Source organism: Sphingopyxis sp. NJF-3 (assembly GCF_053514865.1).
The window spans coordinates 552,129-571,937 of the sequence record NZ_CM130726.1 but is presented as its reverse complement, the minus strand read 5'-3'; the positions used below and the strand labels follow the sequence as shown (position 1 = coordinate 571,937).

The 19,809-nt window shown below is 68.4% G+C and carries 16 protein-coding genes; 5 read left to right on the top strand and 11 right to left on the bottom strand.

Translation table 11 applies throughout. The annotated features are described in order from the left end of the window. Positions 1–97: 97 nt before the first annotated feature. The 3 genes from proB (at position 98) to sppA (ending at position 4,312) form a co-directional block, all read left to right on the top strand. Positions 98–1,204 (top strand): glutamate 5-kinase, encoded by a 1,107-nt coding sequence (gene proB / locus ACOTSS_RS02580; protein WP_448689984.1) that lies wholly within the window; start codon positions 98–100, stop codon positions 1,202–1,204. A 118-nt stretch (positions 1,205–1,322) separates the two neighbouring features. Continuing rightward, the gene (locus ACOTSS_RS02575) at positions 1,323–2,240 is read left to right on the top strand and encodes an SDR family oxidoreductase (protein WP_448689983.1); all 918 of its coding nucleotides are present in this window, start codon (positions 1,323–1,325) and stop codon (positions 2,238–2,240) included. 83 nt (positions 2,241–2,323) lie between these two features. Next, a complete protein-coding gene (gene sppA, locus ACOTSS_RS02570; RefSeq protein ID WP_448689982.1) occupies positions 2,324–4,312 on the top strand; it encodes a signal peptide peptidase SppA in 1,989 nt (662 codons plus the stop codon). Positions 4,313–4,337: 25 nt separating this feature from the next. Here the strand turns inward: sppA and ACOTSS_RS02565 are convergent, their stop codons facing one another. From ACOTSS_RS02565 to mdh, 9 genes are all read right to left on the bottom strand, one after another. Further along, positions 4,338–5,240, bottom strand: coding sequence for an alpha/beta fold hydrolase (locus ACOTSS_RS02565; RefSeq protein ID WP_448689981.1), 903 nt, complete (start codon positions 5,238–5,240; stop codon positions 4,338–4,340). Between the two features lie 13 nt (positions 5,241–5,253). Next, positions 5,254–6,582: an oxygenase MpaB family protein gene (locus ACOTSS_RS02560; RefSeq protein ID WP_448689980.1), complete on the bottom strand. Its 1,329-nt coding sequence runs from the start codon at positions 6,580–6,582 to the stop codon at positions 5,254–5,256. Positions 6,583–6,618: 36 nt separating this feature from the next. Continuing rightward, a complete protein-coding gene (locus tag ACOTSS_RS02555) occupies positions 6,619–7,248 on the bottom strand; it encodes a trimeric intracellular cation channel family protein (RefSeq protein WP_448689979.1) in 630 nt (209 codons plus the stop codon). An 8-nt stretch (positions 7,249–7,256) separates the two neighbouring features. Beyond that, the gene (locus ACOTSS_RS02550) at positions 7,257–8,594 is read right to left on the bottom strand and encodes an amidohydrolase (RefSeq protein WP_448689978.1); all 1,338 of its coding nucleotides are present in this window, start codon (positions 8,592–8,594) and stop codon (positions 7,257–7,259) included. Positions 8,595–8,620: 26 nt separating this feature from the next. Next, the gene (gene lpdA / locus ACOTSS_RS02545; RefSeq protein ID WP_448689977.1) at positions 8,621–10,018 is read right to left on the bottom strand and encodes a dihydrolipoyl dehydrogenase; all 1,398 of its coding nucleotides are present in this window, start codon (positions 10,016–10,018) and stop codon (positions 8,621–8,623) included. A gap of 97 nt (positions 10,019–10,115) precedes the next feature. Beyond that, on the bottom strand, positions 10,116–11,363 hold the full coding sequence (gene odhB, locus ACOTSS_RS02540) for a 2-oxoglutarate dehydrogenase complex dihydrolipoyllysine-residue succinyltransferase (protein WP_448689976.1): 1,248 nt from the start codon (positions 11,361–11,363) through the stop codon (positions 10,116–10,118). A 21-nt stretch (positions 11,364–11,384) separates the two neighbouring features. Then, positions 11,385–14,198, bottom strand: a complete 2,814-nt coding sequence (locus ACOTSS_RS02535) for a 2-oxoglutarate dehydrogenase E1 component (protein ID WP_448689975.1) — start codon at positions 14,196–14,198, stop codon at positions 11,385–11,387. Positions 14,199–14,291: 93 nt separating this feature from the next. Beyond that, positions 14,292–15,182, bottom strand: coding sequence for a succinate--CoA ligase subunit alpha (gene sucD, locus ACOTSS_RS02530; RefSeq protein ID WP_448689974.1), 891 nt, complete (start codon positions 15,180–15,182; stop codon positions 14,292–14,294). 64 nt (positions 15,183–15,246) lie between these two features. Then, positions 15,247–16,209 (bottom strand): malate dehydrogenase, encoded by a 963-nt coding sequence (gene mdh, locus ACOTSS_RS02525; RefSeq protein WP_448689973.1) that lies wholly within the window; start codon positions 16,207–16,209, stop codon positions 15,247–15,249. Between the two features lie 314 nt (positions 16,210–16,523). Between mdh and ACOTSS_RS02520 the strand changes: the two genes are divergently transcribed. Then, positions 16,524–17,066: a phosphatase PAP2 family protein gene (locus ACOTSS_RS02520; protein WP_095388558.1), complete on the top strand. Its 543-nt coding sequence runs from the start codon at positions 16,524–16,526 to the stop codon at positions 17,064–17,066. A gap of 56 nt (positions 17,067–17,122) precedes the next feature. Further along, a complete protein-coding gene (locus ACOTSS_RS02515) occupies positions 17,123–18,166 on the top strand; it encodes a polysaccharide deacetylase family protein (RefSeq protein WP_448689972.1) in 1,044 nt (347 codons plus the stop codon). Here ACOTSS_RS02515 and zapE read toward each other — a convergent pair. After that, positions 18,116–19,258: a cell division protein ZapE gene (zapE, locus tag ACOTSS_RS02510; RefSeq protein ID WP_448689971.1), complete on the bottom strand. Its 1,143-nt coding sequence runs from the start codon at positions 19,256–19,258 to the stop codon at positions 18,116–18,118. The two genes, ACOTSS_RS02515 and zapE, sit on opposite strands and share 51 nt — an antisense overlap. Next, complete coding sequence (locus tag ACOTSS_RS02505) at positions 19,255–19,746, bottom strand: PaaI family thioesterase (protein ID WP_448689970.1); 492 nt, start codon at positions 19,744–19,746, stop codon at positions 19,255–19,257. The genes zapE and ACOTSS_RS02505 overlap by 4 nt, the downstream gene beginning before the upstream one ends. Positions 19,747–19,809: the final 63 nt, after the last annotated feature.

Genomic DNA, 19,809 nt, shown 5'->3' with positions numbered 1-19,809 from the left:
CGATGAGAAGACCAGCATAGCATATCGCGAGGGAAACGGCACCACGGCACGGATATTCGCATTGGCACCCCTGCGCGCGCGCGCTATCGGCGCAGGAATGACCCTGTTCCCCCCCGCCTCCTGCTCCCGGCTGATCGTCAAGATCGGATCGGCGCTGCTCGTCGACGAAGGCGGCGCGGTGCGGCGCGACTGGCTCGCGGGGATCGCCGCCGATATCGCGGAACGGACGAAGGCGGGCCAGCAGGTCGCGGTGGTCTCGTCGGGCGCGATCGCGCTCGGCGCGCGGCGGCTGGGGCTCGCCAAGGGCGGCCGCGCGAGCCTCGAGGATGCGCAGGCCGCCGCGGCGACCGGACAGATCGCGCTGTCGCAGGTCTGGGCCGAGGTGCTCGGCGCCGAGGGGCTGACCGCCGCGCAGATGCTCGTCACCCTCGACGATCTCGAACATCGCCGCCGCTATCTCAACGCCGCGGCGACGCTCGACCGGCTGCTGTCCTTGCGCGTCGTGCCGATCATCAACGAGAATGACAGCGTCGCGACCGCCGAAATCCGTTTCGGCGATAACGACCGGCTCGCGGCTCGCGTCGCGCAGGCGGCGGGCGCGGGCGGCGTCATTCTGCTCTCCGACATCGACGGGCTCTACGATCGCAACCCGGCGCTGGAAGGCGCCCGGCATATCGCACGCATCGAGCGCATCGATGCCGCCATCGAGGCGATGGCCGACACCGGCTCGGCGTCGGGCATGGGGTCCGGGGGCATGGTGTCGAAGATCGCGGCGGCGCGCATCGCCGGTGCCGCCGGCGCGCATCTCGCCATCGCCTCGGGGCGGATCGACCGGCCGCTGTCGGCCGAGGCGCGCCACACGCTGTTCGCCGCAGAGAAAGGCGCGAGCGCGCGCAAGGCGTGGCTCGCCGGCGGGCTGACCGCCAAGGGCCGCCTGTCCATCGACGCGGGGGCGGTGAAGGCGCTCGGCGGCGGCGCCAGCCTGCTCGCGGCGGGCGTCACCGGCGCGAGCGGCGGTTTCAAACGCGGCGACATTCTCGACATCGCGGGCCCCGACGGCCGCGTCGTCGCGCGCGGCCTGTCCGAATATCCCGCCGCCGATATCGCGGCGATCCTCGGCCTCGGCCGCGACGCGCAGGAAGCCGCGCTCGGCTATGCCCCGCGCAGTGCCGTCGTCCACCGCGACCATCTGGTGTTGCTGTGAGCCGGGGCGCTCTTAATGCCCATCCCCTTCAGGGGAGGGGTTGGGGTGGGGCCTCGAAGCCTTGCGCAAGGCCTATGGCCCCCACCCCCTGCCCCTCCCCTGAAGGGGATGGGAGAAGATGACCCCCACCCTCGCGATGACCGGCGCGACCGGTTTCGTCGGCGGCGCGACCCTGAGGCAAGCGGTCGCGGCGGGCTGGCACGTCCGCGCCCTCACCCGCCGCCCGCAGCCCGAGCGTGAGGGTGTGACCTGGATTCGGGGCGCACTCGATCAACCCGGCAGCCTCGCCGAGATGGCGGCGGGCAGCGACGCCGTGCTGCACATCGCGGGCGTCGTCAACGTGCCGACGCGAGCGGCGTTCGAGGCCGGCAACGCGGCCGCGACCGGCCATGTCGTCGACGCCGCGCGCGCCGCCGGGGTGACACGCTTCGTCCACGTCTCCTCGCTCGCGGCGCGCGAGCCCGAAATTTCCAACTACAGCTGGTCGAAGGCGCGCGCCGAGACGATCGTCCGCGCGAGCGGGCTCGACTGGACGATCGTGCGCCCGCCCGCGGTTTTCGGCCCCGGCGACACCGAGATGCTCGACCTGTTCCGCATGGCACGGCGCGGCGTCGCGCTGCTGCCGCCCGCGGGGCGCCTATCGGCGATCTACGTCGACGAACTCGCACGCCTGCTCGTCGCGCTCGTCGCCGACCGCGACGCGAGCATCGGCGCGACCTACGAGCCCGACGACGGCCATCCGAACGGCTGGTCGCACCGCAGCTTCGCGCGCGCGATCGGCCGCGCGGTCGGTCGCAGCCATGTCTCGACGCTCGCGGTGCCCGGGATCGTGCTCAGGGCCGGCGGGCGGCTCGACACGCTCGTCCGCCGCAGCCGCGCCAAGCTGACCCCCGACCGCGCGCGCTATATCGCGCATCCCGACTGGGTGGTCGCCGAGGGCGCCTGTCCGCCCGCCGCGCTCTGGCAGCCCGAAACCGCGACCGGCGACGCACTCGCGGAAACGGTGCGCTGGTATCGCCGCGAAGGCTGGCTCTGACGCTCACGTCGCCGATGGGGCAGCATGGCCCGCCGGTCGAAGCGTGCATTGCCAAGGGCAAGGCGCATCTCTAGGTTTTGGGCATGACCGATAGCACCGCCACGCCGCCGAACAGCAACCAAGGTCCCTGGGCGATCCCCGTCCGCCGTCCGCTGCCGGGCGACGACAAGCCCAAATCGACCACCAGCTTCCCGCGCAAGGTCTGGCACCTGCTCGTCGCGATCAAGGACGGGCTCGCGCTCGTCTTCCTCCTCATGTTCTTCGCGCTGCTGTTCGGCCTGCTCTCAGGCCGCCCGAACGCGGCGCTGCCGGTCAGCGAGGGCGCGCTGCTGCTCGAACTCGACGGCGTCGTCACCGAACAGCCGGCCGAGATCGATCCCTTCGCCGCGCTGTCGGGCGGGCAGGACCTCAAGGAGTATCGCGTCCGCGACGTCGTCCATGCGCTCGAAACCGCGGCCGACGACAAGCGCGTCACCTCGGTCGTGCTCGACCTCGACCGCTTCCTCGGCGGCGGGCAGGTCTCGCTCGCCGAGATCGGCGCCGCGATCGACAAGGTGCGCGCGAAGAAGAAGCCGGTGCTCGCTTTCGCGACCGCCTACACCACCGACAGCTATCAGATCGCCTCGCACGCGAGCGAGATCTGGTCCGATCCGATCGGCGGCGTCGCCATCGCGGGGCCGGGCGGGTCGCACCTCTATTACAAGGGGCTGATGGACCGGCTCGGCATTACCGCGCACATCTACCGCGTCGGCACCTTCAAGAGCGCGGTCGAACCCTTCCTGCGCAGCGACCAGTCGCCCGAGGCGAAGGAGGCCGATCTCGCCTATGCCTCGGTGCTGTGGGACAAATGGCGGAGCGACGTCCAGAAGGCGCGGCCGCAAGCGAAGATCGACGCCTTCATCGCCGATACGCCGGGCCTCGTGAAAGCCGCCGGAAACGATCTGTCGAAGGCGTCGCTCGACGCCGGGCTGGTCGACAAGCTCGGCAGCCGGATGGCGTTCGGAACGCGCGTCGCCGAAATCAGCGGCGCCTATGACGACAGCCAGCCGTGGGACTATAACGCGATCCCGCTCGACAATTGGGTCGCCGCCAACCCGCCGGGGAAGGACGGCACCGCGATCGCCGTCGTTCCCGTGATCGGCGAGATCGTCGACGGCGAAGCCTCGAACGGCACCGCGGGCGGCGAAACGATCGCGCAGCACGTTCTCGACGCCGCGGCCGACGACGGGGTCAAGGCGATCGTCCTCCGCGTCGATTCGCCCGGCGGCTCGGTGCTCGCTTCCGAGGAAATCCGCCAGGCGCTGCTCGCCGCGAAAGCGAAGAAGAAGCCGATCGTCGTGTCGATGGCGAATGTCGCGGCGTCGGGCGGCTATTGGGTGTCGACCCCCGCCGACCGCATCTTCGCCGAGCCCGACACGATCACCGGGTCGATCGGCGTCTTCGGCATCCTGCCGAGCTTCGACCAGGCGCTCGCCAAGATCGGCGTCACCGCCGACGGCATCGCGACGACCCCGCTGTCGGGCCAGCCAGACATCCTCGGCGGGGTGAACGACGAGTTCAACCAGCTCGCGCAGGCAAGCGTCGAGGACATTTACGCGCGCTTCACCGGGCTTGTCGCCAAGAGCCGCAAGCAGCCGGTGGAGAAGATCGAGACCATTGCCGAGGGCCGCGTCTGGGCGGGCGGCACCGCGCGCCAGCTCGGCCTCGTCGACCAGTTCGGCGGGCTGCCCGAGGCCCTCGCGGCGGCGGCGAAGCTCGCCAAGGTCGACGGCGATTATCACGCCAAATATTTCGAGGACGAGCCGAGCGAATTTTCGAAGATGCTCGCCGGGCTGTTCGGCGTCGATCAGGAAGAGGCGGCGATGGCGCCGCGCGGCTGGTTCGGCATCGCGGCGATGAAGCGCCAGCTCACCGAGCGGCGACTGGCGCAGGACCTGTCGTTGCTGACCGAGGCGGGCTCGGTGCAGGCCGCCTGCCTCGACTGCCGCGCCTATCTGCCCGCCGTGCCGCATCCGCGCGGCGCGGACACGACCGGCCTGCTGGCGAAGCTGGCACTGCTGTTGAAACCCTGATCCCCCTCCCGCGGGAGGAGAGAAATCAGGCCGCGACCACCGCGTCCTTCGCATGCTCCGCGATCGCGCCGGTCAGCGTGTCGACCAGCGCGAGCGGGAGGTCGTGCCCCATGCCGGGGATCGTCATCAGCCGCGCCCCGGCGATGCTCGCGGCGGTGTCGCGTCCGCCCGCCAGCGGCACGAGCGGATCGTCCTCGCCGTGGATGACGAGCGTCGGCGCCTTGACGCCCTTCAGCATCGCGCGCCGGTCGCCGTCGGCGACGATCGCCGCCATCTGGCGCGCGACACCCTGCGGATAGAAGCCGCGCTCGTAATCGGCGCGCACCCGGCGCTGCAGCCGCGCCTCCTCGGCGGGATAGCCGGGACTGCCGATCACCCGCGCCGCGCGCACCGAATAGGCGATCATGTCCTCGGGATCGCCGCCCATCGGCCGGTTCGCGAGCACCTGCATCGCCTCCTTCCGCGCGCGCGGCAGGCGGCGGTTTCCCGTCGTCGACATGATCGAGGTCAGCGACAGCACGCGCTCGGGATAGCGCGCGGCGATATGCTGCGCGATCATCCCGCCCATCGACGCGCCGACGATGTGCGCGCGCTCGATGCCGAGCCGGTCGAGCAGCGCCATGCCGTCGGCCGCCATGTCGGCGAGCGTATAGGCCGGGCGCACCGGCAACCCGATCGCCGCCTTCACGAACATCCATTTGAGGTTGGGCACCCCCGCCGCCTCGAAGCGCGTCGACAGGCCGACGTCGCGATTGTCGTAGCGGATGGTGCGGAACCCCCGCGCGTTCAGCGCATCGACGAATTCGTCGGGCCACAGGGTCAGCTGCCCACCCAGCCCCATCACCAGCAGGATCACCGGCCCGTCGCGCGGCCCCTTGTCCTCATAGGTGATCGATAGGCCGTTCGCGGTCGTCTGTTCGGTCGTCATGCGGTTATATCCGTCAGCTGGCGGTTGCCGGGCGATAATGCGCGGAGTCGGTGGTGAATTCGGCGCGGCCATAGCCCGCAAGCTGGCGCTCGATCCGGCGCACGAGCCGCCGGTCGGCGAGGCGGCGGACGACGGGCAGGCGCGACGCGGCGCGATAGGCGGCCATGCGCCCCGCGACCGCCAGCATCGTCGCGCCGTAGATCAGATGGTCGCGGCGCGAGACCGGTACGCCAACATCGGCCGCGCGCTCCTCGTCCCCGCTCAGAAACGCCTTCACGAAGAAGACGCGGCTGACCGAGCGCTCGAGCCGCCGCTTGACGCGTCCCTTGGGCGAGGGGTCGGCCGACAGCTCGGCCTCCATCGTCGCGCGCAGCAGGCCGCCGCAGACGCGGTCGTCATATTCGTAGCGCAGGGTGGCGCTGCGCGTGCGCCAGATGCGGACGATCTCCTGCGGCGTGTCGGCGAGCAGATCCTCGGGCAGGCCGAGAAGATAGCAGCGGTAGCGCGCGAGCTCGACCCGCCCGCGTTCGAGCCGGTTGAAGCGGGTGCGCCCCTTCGCCAGCACCTCCTGCGACAGGAAATAGACGGGGATGAGCCCCGCGGGCATCTGGTCGAGCTGCGGGATCGGCATGCCATAGGTCTCGGCGTCCCACATGTCCGGTCGCGACAGCACGTTGACGCGCACCATCGAGTGCATCAGCCGCACCATCGCCGCGGCCTTGAAGCCGGGCCCGAAGCGTCCCAGCGCGCCCGGTAGCGCGGTCGTCGCAAAGAAGGTCGCGGTCTCCTTCACCCGCCGCGCCGCGGTCCCGTGGCCGAGCGTGCCGGTCAGCGCCATCGGCAGCGCCGAATATTTGTTGAGGAAGGTCGCGATGAAGGCGCCGCGGATCAGGAAGGGCGAGAGGTTCGCGGTCGCATTGCGCTCGTAGGCCGCGCCCTCCTCGACCAGTTCCATGTCGAGCCACGTCGGCTTCTGCTCCATCTCGTGGATCAGCGCCGCGAGTTCGGGCGGCGCGTCCTCGACCGCCGCCACGCCGCGATCGCACGCCTCGACCAGCATCGCGACGGTGCGCTGGAAACCATAGCGCGGCATCAGCGCCGCATAGGCGTCGCCGGTGCGGTCGCCGAGCATCGTATATTCGCGGATGCGCGCGAGCAGCTCCGCGTCCTCCAGATAGGCGGCCCGGTCGGCTCCCCGGACCCGGCCGAGCTCGCTGACCGCATCGGCTTCGGGCGCCCAGCGCTCGGGCGCGTTGTCGAAATCGAAGCGCCCGAACAGGTCGGGCAAGGCATCGGCCTGGCCGCGCACCCGGCGGGCGATCGTGCTGACATCGCTGTTCATAAGGCGAACCTGCCACAGATTCGCGATTTGGCAAGCCTATCCGGTTTTCGGGCCGCGATAGGCCGGAAGCGCGAGCGACCAGCGGATCGCCGCGCCGCGCAGCGCAAAGCCCGCCCCGGCGCCCGCAACCGCCGCGACGGGCGTTCCGGCCCCCAGCCATTGCAGCAGGAGGAAGAGTCCCGAGGCGAGCGCCGCGGCGGTGACATAGACTTCGGGCCGCATGATGATCGACGGCACCCCCGCCAATACGTCGCGGATCGTGCCGCCGACGCAGCCGGTGATCACCCCCATCATCAGCGCGGGCACCGGAGGCACGCCCCACGCCATCGCCTTCGCGGTGCCGAACACGGCATAGGCGGCGAGTCCGACCGCATCGGCCCATTCGAGCAGTTGGCCCTGCCACCAGCGTTCGGGCGTCACCCAGACGACCAGCGCGATCACGATGCACATCGCGGCGATCGCGCCGTCGTGCACCCAGAACACCGGCGCGCCGATGAGCAGGTCGCGCACGCTGCCGCCGCCAACCCCGGTGACGAGCGCGAAGAAACTCGCGGTGACCAGCGTCTGCCGCAGCCGCACCGCCATCAGCGCGCCCGACAGCGCGAAGACGCCAATGCCGACCAGGTCGAGCAATCGGACGATCAGCGCATTGTCGAACTCGGGCATCGCCGACGCTATTCCGCCGCCGGACGCACGCCGCCGATGATCGACAGGACGATGGCGGTCACCGCGTTGCGGATCGCGGGCTCGGCCTGGGGCGCGAAGAAGGGCGAGTGATTGGTCGGCGCCGGCTCGCCCTTCGCCTTGAGGTCGGCGAGGACCGCGGGATCATAGCCGCCGATGCCAAAGAAGACCGACGGCACCCCCGCCTCGACATATTCCGAATAATCCTCGCTGCCCGACAGCGGCGCGGCGCTGGCGGGCGCGAAGACCAGTCCCTTGCCGAACACCGGCCCGAGCAGCCCGGCTGCCGACGCCGCCATCGCCTCGTCATTCATCAGCACGCCGGTGCCGCCCAGATAGGTGACCGTCGGTTCGGGGGCGTTGCCCATCGCCGCCGCGGCCTTGGCCGCGCGCGCCGTTCCGGTGCGCAGCAGGTCGCGCACCTCGGGCGACTGCGAGCGGAGGTTGACCTTCACCTCGGCGCTGTCGGGGATGATGTTCGGGGCGCTGCCGGCATGGATCGCGCCGACCGTCAGCACGCCGAACGCCGCCGGGTCCTTTTCGCGGCTGATCAGCACCTGCGCGTCGGTGACGAAGCGCGCCGCGATCGGGATCGGGTCGATCGTCGCGGCGGGCATCGAACCGTGGCCGCCGCGGCCGTGGAAGATCACCGAATAGCTGTCCGACGCCGACGAGGACGGTCCGGCCTTGATCGCCACCACGCCCGAGGGAAGGTTGCTGACATGCGCGGCGAAACCGAAGTCGGGCTTCGGAAAGCGGGTCAGCAGCCCGTCGTCGAGCATCGCCCGCGCGCCCTTCAGCGTTTCTTCGGCGGGCTGGCCGATCAGCACCACCGTGCCCGACCAGCTGTCGCGCATCGCCGAAAGCGCCTGCGCGACGCCGACCAGATAGGCGACATGGGTGTCGTGCCCGCAGGCGTGCATCACGGGCACATCCTTGCCCTCATAGCTCGCACGCGCCTTGCTCGCCCAGGGAAGGCCGGTCTTCTCCTCCAGCGGCAGCGCGTCCATGTCGGCGCGGATAAGGATGGTCGGGCCATCGCCATTCTTCAGCACGCCGACGACGCCGGTGCCGCCGACCTTCTCGGTCACGGCAAAGCCCGCTTTGCGGAGCTGCTGGGCGAGGATGCCCGCCGTGCGCACCTCCTGCATCCCGAGTTCGGGGTGGAGGTGCAGATCCTTGTAGATCGCCTCCAGCGCGGGATAGTTCTTGTCGAGCAGCGCCGACAGCCGCGTATTGGCGGCCGCCATGTCGGGTGCCGCCTGCGCGCCGGTCGCCGCCAGCGACAGGGCCAGCGAAGCCGCCGCCCAGAGCCCGCGCTTCGCCATATCCCGTCTCCCCCTCATGCTGTCCGTCAGATGTGGATGGGCTTGCCCGTCACCGCCATCGCGGCTTCCTTGATCGCCTCGCTGTGTGTCGGATGCGCGTGGCAGGTGTAGGCGATGTCCTCGCTGGTCGCGCCGAATTCCATTGCCTGCGCGGCCTGCGCGATCATCGTGCCGGCGACGCTCGCGATGCACCACACGCCGAGCACGCGATCGGTCTTGGCATCGGCGATGACTTTCACGAAACCGTCGGGTTCGTGGTTGGTCTTGGCGCGGCTGTTGGCGAGCATCGGGAATTTGCCGACCTTGACCTCCCCGCGCTCTTTTGCCGCCTCCTCGGTCAGCCCGACACCGGCGATCTCGGGCCAGGTGTAGACGACCGACGGGATGACGTCGTGGTTCACGATGCCGGTCTGGCCCGCGATATTCTCGGCACAGGCGATGCCTTCGTCTTCGGCCTTGTGCGCGAGCATCGGGCCGGGGATCACGTCGCCGATCGCCCAGATGCCGGGGACGCTCGTGCGGAAATCATGGTCGGTTTCGATCTGGCCGCGCTTGTTGAGCTCCAGCCCCGCCTTGTCGAGCGCGAGGCCGTCGGTGTTCGGGCGGCGCCCGATCGACACGAGCACGACGTCGGCCTCGAGAGTCTCGGCATCACCGCCCGCCGCGGGTTCGAGCGTCAGCACCGCCTTCTTGCCCTTCACCTCGGCCTTGGTGACCTTGGTCTTGAGCTTGAACTCGATACCCTGCTTCTTGAAGATCTTGTTCGCTTCCTTGCGGACGTCGCCGTCCATGCCGGGCAGGATCTGGTCGAGGAATTCGACGCAGGTCACCTTGGCGCCAAGACGGCGCCACACGCTGCCGAGTTCGAGCCCGATCACCCCGCCGCCGATCACGACCATATGCCCAGGCACCTTGGCGAGTTCGAGCGCGCCGGTCGAATCGACGATGATCCCCTTCGCATTATCGACCTCGACGCCCGGAAGCGGGGTCACCGACGATCCGGTGGCGATGATGATGTTCTTCGCGCGCACGGCTTTGCCCGCGACTTCGACCGTGTCAGCGGCGGTGAATTTGGCATAACCCTTCAGCCAGTCGATCTTGTTCTTCTTGAACAGAAACTCGATGCCGCCGGTCAGGCCCTTCACCGCATCCTTGCGCTGGCCGTGCATCGTGCCGAGGTCGAGCTCGGGCTTCACCTTGATGCCCATCGCCGCCATCGCGCCGCCCGCCGCCGCCTCGAAATATTCCGACGCGTGGAGCATCGCCTTCGACGGGATGCAGCCGACGTTGAGGCAGGTGCCACCCAGCGTCTCGCGCCCTTCGGCGCACGCGGTCTTGAGGCCCAACTGCGCCGCGCGGATCGCCGCGACATAGCCGCCGGGGCCGGCACCGATGACAAGGACGTCGTAGTCGTAATCAGCCATTATCAACTCCATTCGTCATCCCGGCGAAAGCCGGGATCGCTGGCGTCGATAGCGGCGCCAGGGGGATAGCGGCCCCAGCTTTCGCTGGGGCGACGTGTTACAAATCGATCAGCAGCCGCGTCGGATCCTCGATCGCTTCCTTGATCGTCTTCAGGAAGGTCACCGCCTCGCGGCCGTCGACCAGCCGGTGGTCATAGCTGAGCGCGAGATACATCATCGGGCGGATCACGATCTCGCCATTGCGCACGACCGGGCGGTCCTCGATGCGGTGGAGGCCGAGCACCGCCGACTGCGGCGGGTTGATGATGGGGGTCGACATCAGGCCGCCGAACACGCCGCCGTTCGAGATGGTGAAGGTGCCGCCGGTCATGTCGTCCATCGTCAGCGTGCCCTCCTTGGCGCGCTTGCCGAGGTCGGCGATCGCCTTTTCGATTCCGGCGAAGGACAGGCTTTCAGCGTTGCGGACGATCGGCACCACGAGGCCGTTGGGCGCGCTGACCGCGATCGAGACGTCGAGATAGTCGTAATAGACGATCTCGTCGCCGTCGATGCGGCCGTTGACCGCGGGAATGTCGTGCGCCGCGAGCGCGACCGCCTTGGTGAAGAAGCTCATGAAGCCGAGGCGCACGCCGTGCTTCTTTTCGAAGCTGTCGCGATATTTCTCGCGCGCCTCGATCACCGCCGACATGTCGCAGTCGTTGAAGGTGGTCAGCATCGCCGCGGTATCCTGCGCCGACTTCAGCCGCTTGGCGATCGTCTGGCGCATCCGCGTCATCTTGACGCGCTCCTCGCGGCGGCCCGGCGCACCGCTCGCGGCGGGAACCGGCGCGGCAGCAGCAGGTGCCGGAGCAGCGGCCGCATCGGGCGCCGCATTGGCGGCGGCTAGCACGTCCTCCTTGGTCAGCCGGCCATCCTTGCCGCTGCCCTTGATCTTGCTCGGGTCGAGCCCGTGCTCGAGCACCAGGCGCCGCACTGCGGGCGACAGCGTCGTCACCGTGTCGGCCGCCTCGTCGCCGGTCGTCGCCGGCGCGGGAGCCGCGGTCTCCGCCTTCGCAGCGGGAGCGGGAGCCGCCGCCGGAGCGGGCGCAGCGGACGCCGCCTTGCCCTCACCTGCCTCGATCGTCGCGATCACCGCGCCGACATTGACCGTGTCGCCGACCGCGACGACCTGCTGGCCCATCACGCCCGCGATGGGGGACGGGACCTCGACCGCGACCTTGTCGGTTTCGAGGCTGGCGATCGGCTCGTCGGCCGCGACCGCATCGCCCGGCTGCTTCAGCCATTCGCCGATCGTCGCTTCGGTGACGCTTTCGCCGAGGGTGGGAACTTTGACTTCGGTGCTCATGGGGTCATTCCTTGCGGGAGATCAGGCTTTTTTCTTGGTGCGGCGGATTTCGGCGCGGACGCTGAGGTCGAGCGCGTCGGCGACGAGCGCCGCCTGTTCGGTCTGGTGACGGCTCATCAGGCCCGTCGCGGGCGATGCCGCGGCGGCACGGCCGGCGTAGCGCGGCCGCATCCCCTTGTGCCCCGCCGCGTGCAGGCTTTCCTCGATCAGCGATTCGACGAAGAACCAGGCGCCGTTGTTGCGCGGCTCTTCCTGCGCCCACACCACCGCTTCGAGATTTGTCATCCGCTTGAGCCGGACGGCGAGCGCCTCGCCGGGGAAGGGGTAGAGCTGTTCGATGCGCACCACGCTGACATCGTCGAGGCCCGCGCTGTCGCGCGCCTCCATCAGGTCATAGGCGACCTTGCCCGAACAGAGCACCAGCCGCCGAATCTTGTCGTCGGCGGGCGGCGTCATGTCGGACTTGATCCGCATGAAATGGCTGTCGCCGAGGAACTCGTCGCGGCCGCTGACTGCGAGCTTGTGCCGCAGCAGCGACTTGGGTGTCATGATGATCAGCGGCTTGCGGAAGTCGCGGAGCATCTGGCGGCGCAGAACGTGAAAATAATTGGCCGGCGTCGTGATGTTGCAGACCTGGATATTGTCGCCGGCGCAGAGCTGGAGGAAGCGTTCGAGGCGCGCCGAGCTGTGCTCGGGACCCTGCCCTTCGTAGCCGTGCGGCAGCAGCAGCACGAGCCCGTTGGCGCGCAGCCATTTGGCTTCGCCCGACGCGATGAACTGGTCGATCATGATCTGCGCGCCGTTGGCGAAGTCGCCGAACTGCGCTTCCCACAGCACGAGGCTCTTCGGATCGGCCATCGCATAGCCATATTCGAAGCCGAGCACGCCATATTCGCTCAAGGGACTGTCGAGCACCTCGAAGCGGCCGTGCGGCAGCGTCTTCAGCGGCACATATTTGGCCTCGGTCGTCTGGTCGACCCAGACGGCGTGGCGCTGGCTGAAGGTGCCGCGGCCCGAATCCTGGCCCGACAGGCGGACCTGATAGCCCTCGCTGAGCAGGGTGCCGAAGGCGAGCGCCTCGCCGGTCGCCCAGTCGAAATTCTCGCCCGACCTGAACATCTCGGCGCGCCCGTCGATCACGCGGCGCAGCGTCTTGTGGACGTCGACGTCGTCGGGGATCGTGGTGATCGCGCGGCCGACCGCGTCGAACAGCTTGCTTGTCACCCCGGTTTCGACGTTGCGGCGATTGCCGTCGTCGTCCTTGGGCGCATAGAGCCCCGACCAGCGGCCGGCGAACCAGTCGGCCTTGTTGGGCTTGTAGTCGGCGCCGAGCTTGAATTCCTCTTCGAGATGCGCGGTGAATTCGGCGCGATGCTGCGCGACGAAATCGCCCCCGATCACGCCTTCGTCGACCAGCCGCGCCGCGAACAATTCGCTGACCGGCGGATGCTTGCGGATGATCTTGTACATCAGCGGCTGGGTGAAGCTCGGCTCGTCGCCCTCGTTGTGGCCGAAGCGGCGATAGCACCACATGTCGATGACGATGTCGCGCTTGAACTGCTGGCGGAAATCGATCGCGAGCTTGCACGCGAAGGTCACCGCCTCGGGATCGTCGCCGTTGACGTGGAGGATCGGCGCCTGGACGCCCTTGGCGACATCCGACGGATAGGGCGAGGAGCGCGCGAACTGCGGGCTTGTCGTGAAGCCGATCTGGTTGTTGACGATGAAATGGATGCAGCCGCCGGTGTTGTAGCCCGGAACGCCCGAGAAGCCGAGGCATTCCCAGACGATGCCCTGCCCCGCAAAGGCCGCGTCGCCGTGGATCAGCACCGGCAGCACCTGCTCGTGCTTTTCGAGGTCGTCGCGGTGGACCTGCTGCGCGCGCACCTTGCCGAGCACGACGGGGTCGACCGCCTCGAGGTGCGAGGGGTTGGGGACGAGCGACATATGGACGCTGATCCCGTCGAACTCGCGGTCGGTCGAGGTGCCGAGGTGATATTTGACGTCGCCCGACCCGCCGACGTCGGTGGGGTTGGCGCTGCCGCCGTGGAATTCGTGGAAGATGACGCGGTAGGGCTTCGCCATGACGTTGGCGAGCATGTTGAGCCGCCCGCGGTGCGCCATGCCGTACACGATCTCGCGCACGCCGTACTGGCCGCCATATTTGATGATCGCTTCCATCGCCGGGATCATCGCCTCGCCGCCGTCGAGCCCGAAGCGCTTGGTGCCGACATATTTCTTGGCGAGGAACTTCTCCCATTCCTCGGCGTCGATCACCTTCTTGAGGATCGCCTGCTTGCCCTCGGGGGTGAACTCGACATGCTTGTCGGCGCCCTCCATCCGGTCCTGCAGGAAGCGCCGCTCCTCGACGTCGGCGATGTGCATATATTCGAGGCCGACGTGCCCGCAGTAATTGGCCTGCAGGATCGCGACGATCTCGCGCACGCTCGCCTTTTCGAGGCCCAGCGTGCCGCCCAGATAGACGGGCCGGTCCTGGTCGGCGCCGACGAAGCCGTGATATTCGGGGGTCAGGTCGGCGGGCAGTTCGCGCTTCGACAGGCCGAGCGGATCGAGCTTCGCTGCGAGGTGACCGCGCACGCGATAGGTGCGGATCAGCATCATCGCGCGGATCGCCTCGTCGGCGGCGCGCTCGACCTCGGCGTTCGACAGTGGCGCGCCGGCCTTGGCGGCGGCGGCTTTCACCGCCACCTGCATCTGCTGCGGGTCGAGCGCCGCGGTAAGGTCGTCGCCATCAATCTGGGGCCAGTTCTTCGGCGCCCAGCTCGGGCCGGCCTGCGGCTCGTCGATGTCAAAGCTCTGTCGTTCGAGGTTCATTGTCTTTTTCCATTCTCGGGGAGGAATGGGGGAGAAGGGATTTCGGGGATCAACGCCCGCCGGCCGCTTTGCGTTGCCGGCGGGCGCGGATCGTCAGACGCGTTCCTTCAGCACCTCGGCGAGCGTCGTGCCGAGCTCGGACGGGCTCGCCGACACGGTGATGCCCGCGGCTTCCATCGCCGCGATCTTGCTTTCGGCGTCGCCCTTGCCCCCCGACACGATCGCGCCGGCATGGCCCATGCGGCGGCCCGGAGGCGCGGTGCGGCCCGCGATGAAGCCGACCATCGGCTTCTTGCGGCCGCGCTTCGCCTCGTCGATCAGGAACTGCGCCGCCTGCTCCTCGGCGTCGCCGCCGATCTCGCCGATCATGATGATCGACTTGGTGGCCTCGTCGGCCAGGAAGAGTTCGAGCACGTCGATGAAGTTGGTGCCGTTGACCGGATCGCCGCCGATGCCGACCGCGGTGGTCTGGCCGAGTCCGACGTTCGAGGTCTGGAACACCGCCTCATAGGTCAAGGTGCCCGAGCGCGAGACGACGCCGACGCTGCCCTTCTTGAAGATCGAACCCGGCATGATGCCGATCTTGCATTCGTCCGGCGTCAGCACGCCGGGACAGTTCGGGCCGATCAGCCGCGACTTCGAACCCGACAGCGCGCGCTTCACCTTGACCATGTCGAGCACCGGAATGCCTTCGGTGATGCAGACGATCAGCTCCATCTCGGCGTCGATCGCCTCGAGGATCGAGTCGGCGGCAAACGGCGGCGGAACGTAAATGCAGCTCGCGGTGGCGCCGGTCGCGGCCTTGGCTTCCTCGACGGTGTTGAAGTTCGGCAGGCCGATATGCGTCGTGCCGCCCTTCCCCGGCGTCACGCCGCCAACCATCTTGGTGCCATAGGCGAGCGCCTGTTCGGTGTGGAAGGTACCGGTGGCGCCGGTCATCCCTTGCGTGATGACCTTGGTATTCTTGTCGATGAGGATGGACATAATCTAAGTCTCCCGGGGAGAGTCAGCCCGCCCGGCCTGTCCGGCCGGGCGGGCCAGAAAGGGTTCAGGCGAGGCTGGGATCCAGCGCCTTGCATGCGTCGAGCAGCTCCTTGACCGCGTCGACCGATACCTGCAGGCCCGCCTTGTCGGCGCCGTCGAGTTCGATCTCGACGATCTTCTCGACGCCGCCGGCACCGATCTGCACCGGCACGCCAACATAGAGGCCGTCGACGCCATATTCGCCGTCGACATAGGCGGCGCAGGGCAGGATGCGCTTCTGGTCGCCCAGATAGGCTTCGGCCATCGCGATGCCGCTCGCAGCCGGCGCGTAGAAGGCCGAGCCGGTGCCGAGCAGCGCGACGATCTCGCCGCCGCCGCCGCGGGTACGCTTGACGATCGCGTCGATCTTCTCCTGCGTCGACAGGCCCATCTTGACCAGATCAGGAACGGGGATGCCGTTGACGGTCGAGTAGCGGACGACGGGGACCATCGTGTCGCCGTGGCCGCCGAGCACGAAGGTGTTCACGTCCTTGACCGACACCGCGAATTCGTCGGCAATGAAGTGGCTGAAGCGCGCCGAATCGAGCACGCCCGCCATGCCGACGACCTTGTTGCGCGGAAGCCCGGAGAATTCGCGCAGCGCCCACACCATGGCATCCAGGGGGTTGGTGATGCAGATGACGAAGGCGTCGGGGGCGTTGGCCTTGATGCCCTCGCCGACGGCCTTCATGACCTTCAGGTTGATGCCGAGCAGATCGTCGCGGCTCATGCCCGGCTTGCGGGCGACGCCGGCGGTGACGATGATCACGTCGGCGCCCGCGATGTCCTTATAGTCGTTGGTGCCGGTGATCTTCGCGTCGAAGCCCGCGATCGGGCCGACCTGCGACAGGTCGAGCGCCTTGCCCTGCGGCACGCCCTCGACCACGTCGAACAGGACGACGTCGCCGAGTTCCTTCTGCGCGGCGAGCAGCGCCAGCGTTCCGCCGATATTCCCGGCTCCGATCAATGCGATCTTCTTGCGTCCCATGGCGCGCGGCACTCCCTTCTGGCAAGCCCGGCAATGCTTCACGGAACCGGCGGGGGCACGGGCCATTACCGCCCAGCCGGCCAAAGACTGGCGACGCCCCTACGCCGATTCCCTTAAGGAAACAACCGCCAAAAGGGCGAAAATCGGGCTTTTTCTGCAAATAGTTCGCAATAGCAATAATGAGTTCCTCGTGGAACCCGGAAGGTGGGCATCGCAGACCTTCCCGGCAAGGCCCCGGCTTTGTCTTGGCCTCCGCACGCGGCTGCGATAAGTCTTCGTTCCGCACACGGAGCGAGACCTTTCGGGAGATCCGCATGTTCAGACGCAGCACCGCCGGACTCGCCTTCGCCCTGTCGCTTAGCATCGCCGCGCCGGCCCAAGCCAGCGAGAAGGGTTGGGACGATGCCGGCACGATCGCGAAGAATGCACTGGTCGTCGCCGCCTTCGGCGTGCCCGCGGTGCAGGGCGACTGGGAAGGCGTGCTGGAGGCGGGCGGCAGCATCGGCGGCACGATCCTGATCACCCAGGGCCTGAAGGAAGCCTTCCCCTCGCAACGTCCCGACGGCAGCGACGACAAGAGCTTTCCCTCGGGCCACACTTCGACCAGCTTCGCCGCCGCCGCGACGCTGCACAATCGCTATGGCTGGAAAGCCGGGCTGCCTGCCTATGTCGTCGCATCCTTCGTGGGGCTGAGCCGCGTCGAGGCGAAGCGGCACCGGGTCGGCGACGTGCTGGTCGGTGCGGCGATCGGCACCGCGACCGGGCACCTGATCACGACCAGGGCGAACGACCGCGTCCATATCCTCCCCTGGGGCGATACGAAAAGCGCCGGGGTCGATGTGACATTGCGTTTCTAAAAAGCCCCTAGACGGCGCTTAACCCTCCCTTATCCCTGCCTTGCTAGGCCCGCGCCATGACGCGGGCGATCATCAGCTTCGACACCGAATTGTCGGCGGGCCTCCATCAACGGGGTCTCGACGCGCGCGCCAATTTCGAAAGCTCGATCCTCGGCCGCTGCCGCGAGGGCGACTTCGGCATCCATTTCCAGATGGACATGCTCGATCGTTTCGGCCTCAAAGGCGTGTTCTTCGTCGATCCGATGCCGGCGCTGGTCTATGGCCCCGCGATCATCGAGGAGATCGCCCGGCCGATCGTCCGGCGCGGACACGAGGTCCAGCTCCACATCCACACCGAATGGCTGCAATTCGCGCGACTGAATCCGGTCGGCAGGCTCACGGGACGCAACATCGGCGATTTTCCGCTGGCGGCGCAGAAAAAGCTGATCGGCCTCGCGGGCGACATACTGACCCGTTCGGGGGCGCCGCGTCCCACTGCCTTTCGCGCCGGTAATTTCGGCGCCAATGACGATACGCTGCGCGCGCTCGCCGCGCTCGGCTTTCGCTACGACAGCAGCTTCAACGCCGCCTGGATCGGTCAGAGCTGCGCGGTCGCGCACGATCCAGCCAACCTCGGCATGCGCGTCCACCACGGTGTCTGCGAGGTGCCGGTCAGCGGGCTGCTCGAGGGCACCGACCGTTTTCGCCCCGCCCAGCTGTGCGCGATGTCGGAGGAGGAAATGCGCGACGCGCTCGATCATGTGGTTGCGAGCGGCGCGATCCAGTTCTCGGCCTTCAGCCACAGTTTCGAACTGCTCAGCCGCGACCGCGCCGTACCGAACCGGCTGGCGATCGCGCGAATGGAGGCATTGTGTCGCGCGATCGCCGAAAACCCGCGGGTGACGAGCGGCGGCTTCGCCGGGCTGCCTTTGCCGCCGCCGCACCCGGACCGCATCCATGTCGCCGAGCCCCGCATGCTGCGCACTATCCGCCGCCGGATCGAGCAGGCGGTCGGACATCTGGCCCACGAACTGCGCTATGTGCGCAGCCTGATCTACGTCACGCTCAACTCATCGCGCTGGGGCGGAATCACCGCCGGCGTCATCCTGACCGTGGCCTAGGGCCAAATAATCGTCCGACTGCATCTCGGCGAGCCGGCTCGCGGTGCGCTCGAATTCAAAAGCTCCGTCGCCCGCAACATAGAGCGCGTCGGGCTCGGCCGCCGCGCTGGCGAGCAGCTTGACCTTATATTCGTAGAGCGCGTCGATCAGCGTCACGAAGCGCGCCGCCTCGTTGCGGTTTTCGGGTCCCATGCGCGGGATGCCGACGAGGATGACGGCGTGAAAATGGCGCGCGACCGCCAGATAGTCGGCCGCGCCGCGCGCTTCGCCGCAGAGACGCTTGAAGGAGAAGACCGCGACGCCCTTCAGCGCCTTCGGCACATGCAGCGTCCGCCCGCCGCCGACGTCGAGGTCGAGCGAGGGAACATGCGCGCGGTCCTCGGGCGGATAGTCGGTGAGGCGGAAGAAGGCGGCCGACAGTGCCTCGGTCGCCGCCGCATCGGCGGGGACGAACCAGCGCCTGCCGTCGCCGAGCCGGTGGCGGCGATAGTCCGTGGGGCCATTCAAACCCATCACGTCGAGCCGCGCCTCGACCAGCGCGATGAAGGGCAGGAAATGCTCGCGGTTGAGCCCGTCCTTGTAAAGATCCTGCGGCGGCCGGTTCGAGGTCGCGACCACCGTGACGCCGCGCTCGATCAGCGCCGTGAACAGGCGCGAGAGGATCATCGCGTCGGCGCTGTTGTTCACCACCATCTCGTCGAAGGCGAGACAGCGGACATTCTCCGCGAGCGCCGCGGCGACGATCGGGATCGGGTCGCCCGCCTCGCTCTTGCGCACCTCGCGCATCCGCGCGTGGACATCCTGCATGAAGGCATGGAAATGGACGCGTCGCTTCCGCTGGATGTGAAGCTGATCGGTGAAGAGATCCATCAGCATCGACTTGCCGCGCCCGACCGCACCCCACAGATAGACGCCGCGCGGGGCCTCGGGCTTGCGGCCCGCGATCCGCCACAGCAGGCTGCCGCGCGGCGGCGACGCCTCCAGTTCCGCCTGCAGGCGGTTCAGACGCTCGGCGGCGGCGCGCTGTTCGGGGTCGGACTTGAGCTCGCCGGCGGCAACCAGCGCGTCATAGGCCGCAAGGACCGAGGTCACTTCCGGCTCGCCTTCCGGATCGTTCCTGCAAAGCTCAGCACGATATGGGCGTCATCCGCGCCCTGCACCACGAGGCCGCGCAGAAAGATGAGCCGGCCGGTCTCGCGCACCAGCTCGACGAGGGCGTCGAGCGGCTCGCCGACGCGCCCTGCCCCGACGAATTGCGTCGACAGATCGAGCGTCACCGAATGGCCCGCGTCGAGCGAACCGAACTGGTGCGAAGCGGCGAAGAGCGCGATGTCGACAAGCCCCAGCGTCACCGCGCCGTGGACATTGTCGCCGAGATTGCTGTGCTTGCGCTCGGGAAGCATCCGCACGCGGGCGCGCGGGCGGCCGTCGGAGGTCGGCGACTCAGCGCGCACCGACAGCGGCTCGAGAAAGGCGTTGAAGCGCGTCGGATCCTTGAGGTTCCAGCTTACCCAGCCGTCGTTCAGCGCCTCGGCGCTGAAATTCTCGCGGCGCTTCGGCTCCTCGATACTGTCGTTCACGAATAGTCATCCGCCAAGGCGGAGCGGCACCGACCCGCTCCCCCACCCGGCCTCCCATAGGCT

Coding starts and splice junctions, on each gene's coding strand:
- proB (WP_448689984.1), top strand. CDS start 98: ATGACCCTGTTCCCCCCCGCCTCCTGCTCCCGGCTGATCGTCAAGATC.
- ACOTSS_RS02575 (WP_448689983.1), top strand. CDS start 1,323: ATGACCCCCACCCTCGCGATGACCGGCGCGACCGGTTTCGTCGGCGGC.
- sppA (WP_448689982.1), top strand. CDS start 2,324: ATGACCGATAGCACCGCCACGCCGCCGAACAGCAACCAAGGTCCCTGG.
- ACOTSS_RS02565 (WP_448689981.1), bottom strand. CDS start 5,240: ATGACGACCGAACAGACGACCGCGAACGGCCTATCGATCACCTATGAG.
- ACOTSS_RS02560 (WP_448689980.1), bottom strand. CDS start 6,582: ATGAACAGCGATGTCAGCACGATCGCCCGCCGGGTGCGCGGCCAGGCC.
- ACOTSS_RS02555 (WP_448689979.1), bottom strand. CDS start 7,248: ATGCCCGAGTTCGACAATGCGCTGATCGTCCGATTGCTCGACCTGGTC.
- ACOTSS_RS02550 (WP_448689978.1), bottom strand. CDS start 8,594: ATGGCGAAGCGCGGGCTCTGGGCGGCGGCTTCGCTGGCCCTGTCGCTG.
- lpdA (WP_448689977.1), bottom strand. CDS start 10,018: ATGGCTGATTACGACTACGACGTCCTTGTCATCGGTGCCGGCCCCGGC.
- odhB (WP_448689976.1), bottom strand. CDS start 11,363: ATGAGCACCGAAGTCAAAGTTCCCACCCTCGGCGAAAGCGTCACCGAA.
- ACOTSS_RS02535 (WP_448689975.1), bottom strand. CDS start 14,198: ATGAACCTCGAACGACAGAGCTTTGACATCGACGAGCCGCAGGCCGGC.
- sucD (WP_448689974.1), bottom strand. CDS start 15,182: ATGTCCATCCTCATCGACAAGAATACCAAGGTCATCACGCAAGGGATG.
- mdh (WP_448689973.1), bottom strand. CDS start 16,209: ATGGGACGCAAGAAGATCGCATTGATCGGAGCCGGGAATATCGGCGGA.
- ACOTSS_RS02520 (WP_095388558.1), top strand. CDS start 16,524: ATGTTCAGACGCAGCACCGCCGGACTCGCCTTCGCCCTGTCGCTTAGC.
- ACOTSS_RS02515 (WP_448689972.1), top strand. CDS start 17,123: ATGACGCGGGCGATCATCAGCTTCGACACCGAATTGTCGGCGGGCCTC.